The organism is Chitinophaga ginsengisoli, from assembly GCF_003014595.1.
Lineage (GTDB): Bacteria > Bacteroidota > Bacteroidia > Chitinophagales > Chitinophagaceae > Chitinophaga > Chitinophaga ginsengisoli.
Map to the genome: position 1 here is coordinate 1 of NZ_PYGK01000017.1, position 14,738 is coordinate 14,738.

General features: G+C 45.8%; 11 protein-coding genes. 4 read left to right on the top strand and 7 right to left on the bottom strand.

Translation table 11 applies throughout. The annotated features are described in order from the left end of the window. Positions 1 to 317: 317 nt before the first annotated feature. The 3 genes from dusB to CLV42_RS27970 form a co-directional block, all read right to left on the bottom strand. Positions 318 to 1,355 (bottom strand): tRNA dihydrouridine synthase DusB, encoded by a 1,038-nt coding sequence (gene dusB / locus CLV42_RS27960; protein WP_106605246.1) that lies wholly within the window; start codon positions 1,353 to 1,355, stop codon positions 318 to 320. 623 nt (positions 1,356 to 1,978) lie between these two features. Then, on the bottom strand, positions 1,979 to 3,307 hold the full coding sequence (locus tag CLV42_RS27965; protein WP_106605247.1) for a hypothetical protein: 1,329 nt from the start codon (positions 3,305 to 3,307) through the stop codon (positions 1,979 to 1,981). Between the two features lie 170 nt (positions 3,308 to 3,477). Continuing rightward, positions 3,478 to 4,587 (bottom strand): suppressor of fused domain protein, encoded by a 1,110-nt coding sequence (locus CLV42_RS27970; protein WP_106605248.1) that lies wholly within the window; start codon positions 4,585 to 4,587, stop codon positions 3,478 to 3,480. A gap of 220 nt (positions 4,588 to 4,807) precedes the next feature. On the opposite strand from CLV42_RS27970, the gene CLV42_RS27975 reads away from it, so the two are divergent. Further along, a complete protein-coding gene (locus tag CLV42_RS27975; protein WP_106605249.1) occupies positions 4,808 to 6,169 on the top strand; it encodes a DEAD/DEAH box helicase in 1,362 nt (453 codons plus the stop codon). A 66-nt stretch (positions 6,170 to 6,235) separates the two neighbouring features. Here the strand turns inward: CLV42_RS27975 and CLV42_RS27980 are convergent, their stop codons facing one another. Both CLV42_RS27980 and CLV42_RS27985 read right to left on the bottom strand, forming a co-directional pair. Then, positions 6,236 to 6,967 (bottom strand): DUF481 domain-containing protein, encoded by a 732-nt coding sequence (locus tag CLV42_RS27980; RefSeq protein WP_106605250.1) that lies wholly within the window; start codon positions 6,965 to 6,967, stop codon positions 6,236 to 6,238. 22 nt (positions 6,968 to 6,989) lie between these two features. Continuing rightward, positions 6,990 to 7,964 (bottom strand): App1 family protein, encoded by a 975-nt coding sequence (locus tag CLV42_RS27985; RefSeq protein WP_245901750.1) that lies wholly within the window; start codon positions 7,962 to 7,964, stop codon positions 6,990 to 6,992. Between the two features lie 87 nt (positions 7,965 to 8,051). Here CLV42_RS27985 and CLV42_RS27990 point away from each other — a divergent pair, with 87 nt between their 5' ends. From CLV42_RS27990 to CLV42_RS28000, 3 genes are all read left to right on the top strand, one after another. Beyond that, positions 8,052 to 8,948, top strand: coding sequence for a diacylglycerol/lipid kinase family protein (locus CLV42_RS27990; RefSeq protein ID WP_106605252.1), 897 nt, complete (start codon positions 8,052 to 8,054; stop codon positions 8,946 to 8,948). A 171-nt stretch (positions 8,949 to 9,119) separates the two neighbouring features. Next, a complete protein-coding gene (locus CLV42_RS27995) occupies positions 9,120 to 11,570 on the top strand; it encodes an alpha/beta hydrolase-fold protein (RefSeq protein ID WP_106605253.1) in 2,451 nt (816 codons plus the stop codon). 221 nt (positions 11,571 to 11,791) lie between these two features. Beyond that, a complete protein-coding gene (locus CLV42_RS28000) occupies positions 11,792 to 12,499 on the top strand; it encodes a DUF4397 domain-containing protein (protein ID WP_106605254.1) in 708 nt (235 codons plus the stop codon). 84 nt (positions 12,500 to 12,583) lie between these two features. Here CLV42_RS28000 and CLV42_RS28005 read toward each other — a convergent pair whose 3' ends face one another. Then, a complete protein-coding gene (locus CLV42_RS28005; protein WP_106605255.1) occupies positions 12,584 to 13,363 on the bottom strand; it encodes a hypothetical protein in 780 nt (259 codons plus the stop codon). Positions 13,364 to 13,779: 416 nt separating this feature from the next. Beyond that, on the bottom strand, positions 13,780 to 14,547 hold the full coding sequence (locus CLV42_RS28010) for a 3-keto-disaccharide hydrolase (RefSeq protein ID WP_106605256.1): 768 nt from the start codon (positions 14,545 to 14,547) through the stop codon (positions 13,780 to 13,782). Between the last annotated feature and the right edge of the window lie 191 nt (positions 14,548 to 14,738).

Sequence of the window (14,738 nt, forward strand, 5' to 3'; positions counted from 1 at the left end):
CAGTGATTGCCTTATATGCGGTTTCTGTTCGTCAGACCGGGATTTTGCCGCCGACTTCCTTCAGATTCCACCTCACGGTGGACACCCTTGTCTTGAGCTAGCGATTCCTACTATCAAGGCTCGCGGAGGACTTACACCTCCTAGTTTATGAACATGCCAGGCGCACAACAAAGGGACTCCTAACGGAGTCCTATTGACGCGAATGATTGCGTCATGATGTTGTGGTATTTGCATTCATATGAAATACGCTTTATACACGGCGCATACACGGCGCATACACGACGTATCTCCGACACATTGCGAGTACGAAACAATACCTAAAGCGCACAATTCTCGTGGTAGTTGATCAATTTAATAGGCGTCTGGTCAAATTCAAAACCAGCATACACCTCTCCTATTTCATCGAGGACCGTCATAATTTCAACCGGATCTGTAGGTGTCACCAGTCTGCTTCTGAACCCTTTGAAGTCAGGTAATCCCTTCAGGTAATTGAAATAATGTTTGCGCATGCTGTAAACACCAGCCATTTCGCCCTTCCACTGCACAGATTTTTCCAGCTGGCGCTTACACACACCGATGCGTTCTTCTAATGTGGGGGCGGGTAATATCTCCCCTGTCTGCAGGTAATGTTTTACCTCACGGAAAATCCAGGGGTAACCTATTGCAGCCCTGCCTATCATTATACCATCTACGCCATAGCGGTTCTTGTATTCCAGGGCTTTCTGCGGACTGTCAATATCTCCATTACCGAAAATTGGTATATGTATACGGGGATTATTCTTCACTTTGGCGATTAGCTCCCAGTTGGCCTCGCCTTTATACATCTGGGTACGGGTACGTCCATGGATGGCCAGCGCCTTAATACCGGTGTCCTGAAGGCGTTCTGCGACCTCTTCTATGTTTTTGGTATCCTCATCCCAGCCGAGGCGGGTTTTAACGGTTACCGGCAGCTGGGTGGCCTTTACGCAGGCTGCAGTCAGCCGAACCATCAGGTCAATGTCCTTCAGTACTCCTGACCCCGCTCCCTTGCTCACAATTCCCTTGATTGGGCAACCAAAATTGATATCCAGCAGGTCTGGCTGGGTCATATCCACGATTTTGGCGGCCATAGACAGCTTTCCTTCGTCTCCGCCGAATATCTGTACCCCTACAGGGCGTTCCTCATCAAAAATGGCCAGTTTCCGGCGACATTTATCCGTATCCTTCACCAATCCATCACTTGAAATGAACTCCGTATACATCAGGTCGGCCCCGTTCTCCCGGCACACCACCCGGAAAGGAGGATCACTCACATCTTCCATAGGCGCCAGCAGTAAGGGGAAGTCAGGCAGCACGATATTATCAATCTTTACCAAAGTTGCATGTTTACTATAAAAAAAAGCGATGTCTCATTGTCTGTATTCCGGACAGGAAAATGAATCCGAGCCGTAAAATGAGCCACCGTCCAAAATGGAAGGGCAAAATTACAAAAAAAGGCGGGGCTTCTGAAGTCCCGCCTGAATGTTCTGAAGCTGTATTCAACTGGCTTGTTTTGGTTGATTATACTCACTGTCTATTCACTGTCTATATAAACCATCATAAAGGCACATTCGCATGATTGCTATCTTCCCTCTTCAGAGAGAGGTACTACTGTAAGCTCCTGTGAACTGCCATAGATCCTGATATACCCCTATGACAATCAAAACAGGGATAAACTTTGATATGCTTCTGATCTTAAATAAGATGAGGTTGCATCAAAAGTAATCTGATGCAATCTCATCTCATCTAATAAGCTAGTCACATAACTGTAATAGGAAGAGCGGAAGTAGCACGCGGTTTCAGATGGGAATGGCGAGCCTTCGGCTCTCCGGCGATACGACAGGTGCTGTCCAATCCATATTCAAAATCCTATTCGATTGACAACGCGCAATAGCATTTCAGAGAGGCGCCGACCGCCATCCCATACTGAAACCGGAACTACTTAGCGTAATAAAATTCATCAGTTCAGGAACACCTGGTACTGGAGAATAAAACTGCCCTTGCGGTCGGTTTTAAACGCTTCCTGGGTAGCTGCATCTACCTGGTATATGGGTCTGCTTTGATAAGCAAAAGTCAATTTAGAAGTATGCCCTTTCAGCAGCCAGTTGATACCCCCATCCCAGAAGGCCATATTATCTTTCAGTCTGTCGTAGTGCGCATACTGTAAACTGGCGTAAGGCATCAATGTTGTTTTACCGATCAGGTTATTTTTGAATTTATACCCTACCTGTCCATACAGCAGGTTACCGGTTCCAAAAGAAGGATAACCATTACCGCTACCATTAAGGATTTCTGGTTTGTTGCTGCCATTAGCAGGATTCATAGTAGCCTGGTTACGGATATAACCTCTGCCCCAGTTGAAGTTGATATAAGATGCATAAGCGCTTAACGCTGTTCCTGTTTGCGCATTAATAGGCGCATCATAATAAGCATCTATGGCGAAATGCTGCATATTGGATTCCACTGTATCACCATTGTTACCGGCGCGCCACATGGCATCAGGTTGAAACTGGAAACCGGCACCGATGTTAAAGACTTTTTTGGCGCCTAAATAAGTACCTGTGGTATAAGCAGTCGTATTTGCTTCCTGATCGAGGAACTGCCATTGAAAATATCCATGCCACTGCATTTTGGCGGGTTTAGCAGAGAAGGTAGCGTACGTTCCGACAGTAGGCACATATCCGTTTGACTTCTGTACTGCCATAGGACTGCTCATCACTACACGGTAATCCAGTTTACCCAGCTTACCTTTTGCATAGATACTCAGCTTACGCAGGAACTGATCCGTTACATCGTTGGTGCTCTGTTCAAACAGCGGCGCGTCAACACCCAGGATCGTACCAACTGAGGGCGCTGAAAAACGGGTCAGGCCATTCCAGGCGCTCAGACCTCCACCCAATGATAAATGTTTCTTTACCACCTCATATTCACCCATGATATCATGAATAAAAAAACCAGCCTTTCTGTCGGAGGAATAATTGAAGTTGTTCATACCGATCTGCGAATAGATGAATACACGGTCGGCAATCTGTCCGAAGGCCTGAAATCTCGCCCTTCTTACACCAATATCAGTGTAATTATCTTTCGCATATCCGTTGATGGTAGTACCGGGGTTCATATCGGTATTTCTAAGCCAGATCTGCGACACTAATGTGAACTTGAAGTAGTTACTTCCATCCTCGTTCAACCAGATCTTACCATCTTTAAATCCCTGGGAATATGCACTCATAGTGCCTCCACCAATCAGCAGCACAGCCGCTGCCACTTTCATAAATTTGTTGATATACATTATTGCTTTGCTTTTCCTCTACAATGCAGGTCACATCATGACCCTGTTAATGGTCAGTCATGTGTAGTCATATGTAAAGGTTTCCGCTACAACATCTGTAAATAGATGAATACCATAGCGGGTAAGCAAACAGGATGACCCTTCTATAAAAAAGGGACTCCAAAATACAATTATACGATAGCTTTCCTTTTTCTCACAATATGGGTGACATCTCCTTCTATCATCTTCTCCAGCAGTTCATATCCTCCATTGGGCCGGCGGTGTGCAAATTCCCTCTCGCTCAATGTAATAGGGCTGGTCCAGAAAAGATTTACTTTATCACCGTACATCTCCGGCAGTACGATGCCTTCGCCATTATATAGTGCAGCCGATAATACAATACTTTCAAAAGGCGCCGGCAGCTTACCGGAACCGATGGTATGCCCCTCTCCCAGCCAGCTGATATGTCTCCAGGGAATATCTACCATGCCGGAAATACCTTCCGCCATCCTGGTGATCTCTTCTTCCGTATAATCGTCCTTACTCACAGCAAGCGCAATCTCCATTCTTCTATAGGCAGGTGCATTGTCATTATACAGGTAAGATACCCATGGCATAGGACGGATACTCACACCCATGCTCAGGAAATAGATTACATTATCTTTCTCGAACTTGCCAAGTGCCATTGGCGGCCATTGGTTATTATCTATCGCAAAATACTGCAGCATCTTTCCGAAATGACGCTCATATGCAGCAATGAACTGATCCTGTATGATCGGCCACTGGGGTGTTTCTGTACTCTCCCACTTTTGCCTGAAGTCTATCGCATTCCCTACATGCTTATGCTGTTCATTCTTGCCCGGCTGGCCCAGGGGAAATACAAGTGCGTTGGCATCTCCGTCAATACAATCTGCTGCATAAGATACAGGCTCCTCGGTATATAGGCTCCAACCGGGTATAACACCCAATGTTTCTCCGTCATATAGTACAGCAGCACCGTCTTCTTCCGGCATCCACACGATAGATAACAGTTCTGCTTTTAAAGGGGCTTTCCCTTGCGGATGATTGGTAAACTGTGCTTCCAGCATGGGAGCATCACCATTTTCCATGGCGGCGCTGTCCCTTTGGGAAGGGCCGGGCTGTAAGTTGCGTAACCAGCAGGCACGCATACGATATTTCTTGCTGTGCAATTCAGCAGGATACAGGTAAAAATAAGCTGTCCGTTCGTCCTGTTCTACCACCGCAATCATGGTGTAGCGGCTGTTGGCTTGTTCTATCAATACTGTTGGTCCGTTGCTCATAATATGCAAGATAATTACTTATCATTAAACAAATACCCCAATATCATTTATTTAGCATACCTTTGCGTCACTTTTATTCTCTTCCTCACCAGCTTTTGCAGTTACCCTTCAAAACATTGTGTTGGTTTGCGAGTAAGGCGGGTAAAGTATCAGCAACATCACCGGACAAGCTCCACTGCTGATAGCCTTACCAAATATTTATCATCAAAAATTAAAGACTTTGTCATTTGAACAGTTAAGGCTCATCGAGCCGGTGCTGAAGGCCCTGGAGCACGAAGGTTATTCTACTCCGACGCCCATTCAGCAACAAGCGATCCCTTTCGTACTTGATAAGAAAGACCTCCTGGGTTGCGCCCAGACCGGTACCGGTAAAACAGCTGCTTTTGCGATACCCCTGTTACAATTAATGCATGAAGACCAGCAGGCTTCACGCAAAGGTCCCCGCAATATTAAAGCGCTCATATTAACGCCTACCCGTGAGCTGGCCATACAGATACAGGAGAGTTTTACTGCCTATGGCAGATTCCTCGACCTGAAAAGCCTTGTTATCTTTGGTGGCGTGTCACAGCATCCGCAAACCGAAGCCCTGAAAAGAGGCGTGGATATTCTCATCGCTACACCAGGCCGTTTGCTGGACCTCATCAGTCAGAATTATATCACACTGAGAGATATTAAATACTTCATCCTGGATGAAGCTGACAGAATGCTGGATATGGGATTTGTACATGATGTGAAACGCGTCATCATCAAATTGCCCGAACAAAGGCAAACGCTGTTCTTCTCTGCTACCATGCCGCCGGAAATACAGACACTGGCAAACGCTATCCTGCGTAATCCGGCTAAAGTAGAAGTAACACCCGTATCTTCTACCGCAGAGACGATCACACAGTCTATGTACTTCGTGAATAAAAACGATAAACGTAATCTGCTGCTGCACATCCTGAAGGATAAAGCTATCCGGACAGCGCTGGTATTCACCCGTACCAAACACGGTGCAGATAAGGTGGTGAAAGACCTGAACAAAGCAGAGATCACTGCTGAAGCCATACATGGTAATAAATCGCAGAACGCCCGTCAGCGTGCTTTGAGTAATTTCAAGTCACAACAGACGAGAGTACTGGTAGCTACTGATATTGCCGCCAGAGGTATCGATATCGACGAACTAACACACGTGATCAATTACGAGCTGCCAAACGTACCTGAAACATACGTACACCGTATTGGCCGTACAGGTCGTGCCGGTGCAAAAGGAATGGCCATCTCCTTCTGTGAAGGAGAAGAAAAACCATTCCTGAAGGATATCCTGAAGCTCATTGCACGCGATATTCCTTTGGTGACAGAACACCCTTTTCATAACGGCGACAACCTGTCTGCTCCGGTACAGCGCCCCGCTGCGCCAAAACCTAAGCAGCAGCATCCCCGCGATAAGAAAGGAGGTTTCTCCCGCAACCGGCAGGGACATGTAGCGCCACGCGAGCATAAAGGCAATGGTGGCAGCAATGGTAACAGTAGTGGTAATGGTCAGCCGCGACACGGACAACAACGCGGTCATCAACAACGTGAAAGATCTGCATCGAAATAAACTGCTATTTTAAAATAAAGCCCGGCTTGTGTATACAGGCCGGGCTTTATGCTTTTATGTCCTTGCTCAGAAATACTTCTCGATCGTAAGTCCGTAGCTAAACAACAGGTTCTCTCTGGCCGTACGGTTCAGTTTATTGTATGTCATCGTTGCCGTAATACTCAGCCATTTCCGCAGCAGAATAGAGAGATTCGAGGTAGAACGGATATTGTAGTCACTGCCATGTGATAAGGAATTCTGCAGGAAATGAGTACCATCAATAATAATGATGTCATGTATCACAAACTTATACCCCAGGCGGAAAGAATTCCTGAAAGTATGATATACATCCCGGATGGTATCTTCCAGGAAAAGGTCGCTATTCTCAAACAGAATACCATCACTGAGTGAAAGGTAAGCCCCCTTTCTATCCAGGACATTATATGCAATGCCTCCCCCTCCCTGGAAACGGTCGTTGATCTTGAGTGAATAGCTTTTATCATAGTTAGCCAATCCCCAGTAATAGATCTGACGTACAGCCCTGAACAGGCTAAAGTCCATTGATGCAGCAAAGTCATTGTTGGTCTTTACACTATCCTGCTCACCATACACCCATCCCCCACTTCCATTCAATGCTATTTTTTTCTTGCTGACACCTACCCTGAAATTATTATTCAGCAGATATGACCTGCCATCCTGTGTTCTGTTGATTGACCCTAAAGAAGAGAACTTGCCGTAATAATGAACAGAATCGCTGAATTGCCCCTGTGCAGTGGTGTAACAAATCATCATCAGTAACAAACTAAAAACATACCTCATAATTAACAACATTCGTTTATGTTTACGCGATCAGTCCCAGCTCCTTTGAGTGAGCAATAGCCTCCCTGCTATGTTTGAAATAACAACAGGGAATACCTCTTGCACTGATCACCTCAGCAATTTCCTGTGTAGCGGCATAACGGCTGTTCCTGACATGCCGCAGGTAAACAGCAATGATCTGTGAAGTGAAATGCCGGGTAATCGCCTCGTAGATATTCGGGTCTTCCTGTGTATCATCTCCCAGCAGGATAAACCGCATATGCGGATAATGTTTCAGTATACGACTGATCCTTGTAAACTTGGTTCCATGGTGCTGCTGTCCGCTTTTCAGCAACATATGTAAAGGCTTCAGCTGGCTTAAAAGAAATACACCCTCGGGCAGTCCGTGCATGCGGCAGAACTCGCGGATATATGCATACAGGTTCCATTCACTGCTGGACACATAAAAGAACGGGCGTGGAAGGCGCATTTTATTTACCGCATCACTCAGCAACTGGTAATGATTCACCACACCTTCAAAAGGCTTACGTGTACGCGCATTTCGGGTAAACAACACATGCAGCCTTTTGAAAATAGCCGCAGAATGTGATATCAGGAACGTATCATCGATATCTGAAATACATCCGAACTGACTACGATGTGGAATTATCACTACACCCATCGCACGCGTTACCGGGCTTTCTTCCACATTCGTGATCACTACTTCCACTACATGATCACCGGGATCCGGCATCTTTTCCGGTACCCACTGCAGATGAAAAAAACCGTCCGATTCCGTTACCGCTGTAATAGTACGCCCCTCCCATACCAACTGCACTGCTGCTCCTTCCCTTGGTTTTACTATGAACAATCGTAACAGGGCTATCATGTTGAACAATGGGAAGCGATTATACCGCATGGTGGGTAATGGTCCGCGATCCAACACATGACCGAATATTTCCAGCTGTTCCACACCGCCTATACCATGGTAAACCCTGATATGAGTTCTTCCCTCCAAACCCAGCCAATGTAGAATTTTATTCCATACAGACATTCAGGCGCTTATTTTGTAATGAACAGAGTGTATTAATTACACATAAAACATATGGCGCAGCAATCATCTATGCAGCTCCGGCTTCTTTTTGTAATCAATCCTGTTTCAGGCGGCAAAAAGAAGGCCGATCCTGAAGCATTCATCAAAAATTATTTCAATGAAAGACAGGAAGAGATCCATTTTTTCCTGTTAGACAAGCCACAGCGGCCGCTCACAGACCTTATCAGCAAAATAAAGCCTGACTGTGTAATTGCTGTTGGCGGCGATGGCACCGTGAAAATGGTAGCAGAGCTGCTAGTGAATACAGCTATTCCTATGGGCATCCTGCCCGCCGGATCTGCCAATGGTATGGCAACAGAATTGCATATTCCGGCCGACTGGGAACAGGTACTGGGTCTCATCACCAGAGAACATCCGGCTGTTGTGATAGATATCGATCTTATACTGATAAATGGTAAAGAGACCTGCATCCACCTGAGTGATGTAGGACTGAATGCACTGCTGGTAAAGAATTTCGAGCAACGGGGAATACGCGGAAAACTGGGGTATGCACTCGCCATTTTCAAAACCTTATGGCAGAATAAACGGCTGGAAGTAAAAATAGAGAACCAGAAAATACACCTGGTCCGCCATGCTCATATGATCGTGCTGGCTAATGCGCGTATGTATGGTACAGGCGCCAGTATTAATCCCGATGGTAATCTTACCGACGGCCTGTTTGAAGTGGTGATATTACGGAAGCTGTCCATTCCGGAACTATTGAAGATGTTATTCAGGCATCGCCCTTTTGACCCTGCTAAAACAGAGATCCTCCAGGCCAGCCAGGTGACCATCAGTACCCGGAAGCGGGCTCACTTCCAGATAGACGGTGAATACCTGGGCAAGACCAACCAGGTGCGCGCCAGTATATTATCCCGTGCACTGAAAGTGATCGTACCTGTCACATAGGAAGCAACACGTTAAAATGATATCAGCCGTTAAGTAGAAAATATCAACTGTAACCCTGCACTGACACAGGTCTCCGGAGATGCCTACCGTTCTTCCTATTACCTGTCCACCGGTCATCATATTGCATGTATTTATACCCCCTGCTTTCTATTTTGTATACAAATGATTTCTATGCGGAAGATTCTATTACTCCTGGCCCTCCTATTGCCGGGATATGGCCTATTTGCTCAACAAACCTATGTATTTAAAGAAGGATTGATCAGCGGGCCCTGCCATCAATATGGCCGGACTGCCCTGTTTACAGACCAGCTGGCCTGGGCACTCTGCAATGGCGAGCTGAAAACACCTGTAAAGGGTGCTACCTCTTTCCCCGATGAAAAAGGTGCACAACAGCAATGGCAGGATATTACGGCCAACGCAGAAGGCTCTTTTGCCGGCCGTGTGATCAACAATGGCTACCTGTATGTTTCCTACAATGCACCTAAAGCACAGACAGCCATCCTGAATGTGGCCGGTCACCAGATGGTGTATGTAAATGGTACTCCTCATGCTGGCGATATGTATCGCTATGGCTGGATGTACATCCCGGTACAATTACACCAGGGGAATAATGAATTTTATATTCGTACTGGTCGCAGCTTCGGCAGACAAGGCATCAAAGCAAGGCTGCTATTTCCCGAAAAACCCGTTTATATCAGCATCGCCGATTCTACTATGCCTTTTGTGGTAGCAGGCAATAACAATAGTGATATGTGGGGTGCGGTAGTAGTAGTGAACACTTCTGCGCAAGCGCTTAAAAGCATGCAAATACAAGCTACTGTAAACGGTAAAACGGTTACTACTGCTATTCCTGAAGTAGCAGCCCTGAGCACCCGTAAAGTGGGCTTTAAGTTCGATGCTTCCGGTGCTGCAAACGAAGGCTACAACTGTACGCTGGTATTAAACAATCAGAAGAACACTATCGACAGTAAGACCTTTGCATTGACGGCCGTTACCAACAAAGATCACTACAGCAATACTTTCGTGAGTGATATAGATGGCAGTGTGCAATACTACGCAGTAACGCCACAGTCAAATCCTGATGGCAAGGCACCTGCATTCTTCCTCTCTGTACATGGTGCAGAAGTACAGGCTATCAACCAGGCAAGTGCTTACAGATATAAAGACTGGGGCGTGCTGGTAGCACCTACCAACCGCCGTCCGCGTGGCTTCAACTGGGAAGACTGGGGCCGTCTCGATGCACTGGAAGTACTGAACATCGGGATTAACAGTTTCCATCCGGATCCTGAAAGGATCTATCTGACCGGTCACTCTATGGGCGGACATGGCACCTGGTACCTGGGTGCTACCTATGCCGGCAAATGGGCTGCTATTGCTCCCTGTTCCGGTTATCCTACCCTGATGGGATATGGCTCCGCAGACGGACTGATTCCTGATTCTCCCCGCAACAGTACTGAACAGGTGCTGCTGAGGGCCAGCAATCCGAGCAACACTTTTAAACTGGCCACCAACTACAAAGCAGGTGGTGTGTACATTCTTCACGGCGACAGCGATAAAGTTGTTTCCGTCGACTATGCAAGACAAATGAAAAAGATACTGGCTGATTTTCAGAAAGATTACAGCTATTATGAATATCCTGGCGGAGAACATTGGTATGGCGACACCTGCGTAGACTGGGGCCCTTTATTCCAGTATTTCAAATGGCATACTATTCCGGCAGATACCAGCGTGAATGAAATTGATTTCACTACCGCCAATCCTGCCATCTCGGCAACACATCACTGGGTACGCATCTTACAACAGCAGCATGCACTGGAATACAGCCGGATACAGCTCAGCAGGAACAAATCCCGCGACGCTATAACAGGTACTACTTCCAATATTGAAACACTTGCCATTGACCTGAAAGATGTTCCTGTAGGGAACACGCTCAGCATCACATTGGATAGCAAAGCGGCAGTGACTTACACCCGTAAAGCCGGCGACAGCCTGTTATACCTGCACAATGGCGCACAATGGACTGCAGGCGCAGCACCAACAGCTACTGATAAAGGCCCTGCACGGAATGGTACATTCAAGGAAGCATTCAACCATCGCATGGTGTTTGTTTACAGCACTGCAGGACAGCCCGCAGAAAATGAGTGGTCTTTAAACAAAGCACGTTACGATGCAGAAACCTGGTATTACAGAGGTAATGGCGCTGTAGATATTGTTGCAGATAAAGATTTTGATGCAGCAAAATATCCTGATCGCGGTATCATTATTTATGGTAATGCAAGCACAAACAAAGCATGGAAACAATTGCTGCAAGGCGCTCCTGTACAGGTAACACGCGGAAAGGTAACGGTGGGTAAACAGGAATATGCCGGTGAAGGACTGGCTGCTTACTTCATGTGGCCAAGGGCTGACAGTAAAACTGCTTCTGTTGCCGTCATTGCCGGTACAGGTTTAGCAGGCATGCGCGCTGCAGATGCTAACCAGTACTTTGCTGGTGGCAGCGGTTTCCCTGACTATATGATCTTTAATGTTGATCTGCTGAAGGGCAATACTGCAGCAGTGAAAACAGCAGGCTTTTACAATAATGAGTGGCAGCTGGATGAAAAAGAAATGATCAGAAATTAAATGCAGTGTATAAATAAAGATGCCGCGGGGAAGATTCTCCGCGGCATCTTTATTTATATGGTTAAACAGCTTTACATGATTTGAGGAAGAAAAGCATACGACTTCCTACAAGATGTGTATAATTGCCCATAACCGTTACACATCATCCATGTTCATTTCGCATGGCATAGTTTATGTTTTTCTGTAGGGTAAACTATTCTTCATTTTAAAAGCTCCAGATTATGACACCTCTGAATTATGCCAGCAAGGGTCTGTTAACCATTTTAGCCCTGACAGGATTGTTTACCTTCTCATCATGCAGTAAAGATGATGATGATACAACTGTCGACCCGGATGCAACTGTTAAAATTGTAAACGTGTTACCTGATGCGGGTAGTGTAAACGTATTCAACGGATCAAGCAAACTGAATTCCTCCGCCATTGCTTATGGTGAATCTACCGGGTATATGAATGTAAAAAAGGGAGATGCTACCTTTGATTTCAAAGCATCTGTGTCGGGCAACACCGTATTATCGGCACCGGTAAAATTTGAGAAAGGTGAAAGTTATTCACTGTTTGCTGCTGGAGAAACAAATGGCAACACAACGGTAGGTATACTTACGAAAGATGATCTCAGCGCACCGGCATCAGGTATGGCCGCGATCCGCTTTGTGCATGCAGGAAGCGACGCCCCCACTGTCAACTTCCTGGCGAACGACAGCCTGCTGCAGGGCAGTGTGGCGTACAAATCAGCTACCGGATTTAAACAACTGGCTGCAGGGACCTACACTATAAAACTGAATAACGCTACCAACGGAGAAACCATCATCAGCCGCTCCAGTGTTGTGCTGACCGCCGGGAAGTTGTATACAGTGGTGGCACAGGGGCTGACAAATGCAACACCAGTTATTGAACAACCATTTGCACTGAATGTAATGGCTAATAATTAGTATCACTAGTCCTACACGCGTATATACAAAAAGAACCCGCCTCATTTCTGAGACGGGTTCCCGTTTTTTATGCAAGTAATTCGCTTACCAGTTCAGGTTGAAATTGCTGCCACCAGTAACGGCGAATACAGCTTTCTTGTTACCCTGGAAGGTAATAGTACCTTCATATTTGAAAGCATTACCTTTTGAATCTGCACCAGTGATCTTCACAGTAGCAGTACCAGAAACGATTTCATGAGACTGTTTGTCGATCTTGATGTTAGATGACTCGTAGTGAACAGCGCTGGTGAAAGAAGGCAGATCAGTTGTCTTGGATACAAATTTACCAGCACGATCAAAGGTCTGGCTAACTTCCCAGGCAGGGCTGGTTTCACCTAAACCTCTTACATAGTACTTTGCAGTAGCACTGTCAACAGTTGCAAACTTAGAAGTTTCGATGCTGGTCTTACCGTTGAATGTAAATGTAAACTGATAAGGAACAGCGTTAGGTGCAGTACCATTACAAGCCAGTGTATACAACCAGCTCAGCTTGTAGTCATAAGAAACGCCTTCGCTGGTACCTGCATGGCTGATGCTGCCGTCAGTAGATTTACCACAGAAGTCACTCAGCTTTCCGCCATCTGCTTTTCTGGCCTGAAGCGCCACAACTGCAGTTGTAGCAGTGCCTAACTGTTCGGTGATACCACCCTGATTAACGAAAGTCTGAGACACGACAGAAGCTGCCTGGTCTTGTGTTACACCAGGATTTTCTTTAGTGCTGTCATCTTTCGAACAGGAAACAATGCCAAAAGAGATGCCCGTAGCCACGACGAGTAATAACAGTGTAGCTTTGCTGGTAGCAAAGGAGAGACGTGGTCTTCTCATAGAATAGAGATTTTAATTGATTTGTGATATAATTGAATTAATGCTTACGAACTTACATGACTTATTTACTCCCCTTACCCCTGTAAATCTATGTTAATATAATTACAATTCATAATATAACTGGAGAATTAACAATTGGTATCGCATGCACGCGCTTATTCACTTCACAACTCATTGCATTACAGGTAGAAAAAGCTGGATACCTTGTGAGAACATGACCTCCCCCATGCCGATGTTGTCATTTTACGATCTATAAAACGGACTTTATCGTGCAATTAGTATATGCGCTGCCGATTATCGGCTTATTATATCCGTAGAGGCGTTATATCTACCTGATTCACAATAAAAAAGGATGCCCTTGGGCATCCTGAAAATATTCGGCATAAAGGAATGTGCTCCCTTTTGTCAGTTTAATTTTATAACTCCCTGATCCAGATATTCCTGAAACTCAGTGGCTCACTCTTATCGCCATGTGCCTGCAGTTTAATAGGGCATGCGCCATGTGCTTTTGCATAAGAGGCTTTTCCGATGTATTTGGTAGGTCCCTGTAATTCGGTATTGTTCTGTACCAGTACACCGTTGAAGAAAACAGTTACCCTGGCCGGAGATTGCAGGGAACCATCACTGTTAAAACGGGGAGCAGTCCATACGATATCATATGTCTGCCATTCTCCCGGTTTACGGTTCGCATTTACCAGTGGGGGAGTCTGTTTATAGATACTGGCAGCCTGGCCATTCACGTATGTTTTGTTGTTGAAGTTGTCCAGGATCTGCAGTTCATAACCATCATCACCTTTTCCGGTAGAAGCGAGGAATAAACCACTGTTACCTCTTCCCTGTCCTGTACCGGTAATATCCTTCGGTATACGCCATTCGATATGCAGCTGGTAATTGGTGAACGATCTCTTTGTTTGGATGTTACCGGTGCTTTTGTCTACCGTAAAGGCTCCTCCTCCTACTTTCCATTTGGCAGGTTGTTCCGGATTGTCAACGGATACCCATTGGTCCAGGCTTTTCCCGTCAAACAGGACAATAGCATCGGAAGGCGCTTCTGTAGTCACCTTTCCGGGTGTAACAACTGTCGGTACCGGTTCCCATACTTCCGTATCTTCAGGCTTCGACTGCGCAAATAACGTGGCTGAGAGCACAACAGCAGCAGCCGTTGTAAACGTTTTCTTGTACATGATCACAATAATTTAATTCCCTAAGTTAAAAATAGATCCCACAAATAGCAATCCGGTCATCATTTTTAATTACATGGCAATAGATTTGTATATATCCATCCCTGTCAGTATCTTAGATTGATAATTCTGGTATGTTAGAGTATTATTGTTCATGTTGACCTCTACGGGACAAATCTGCAACATGTGAATTG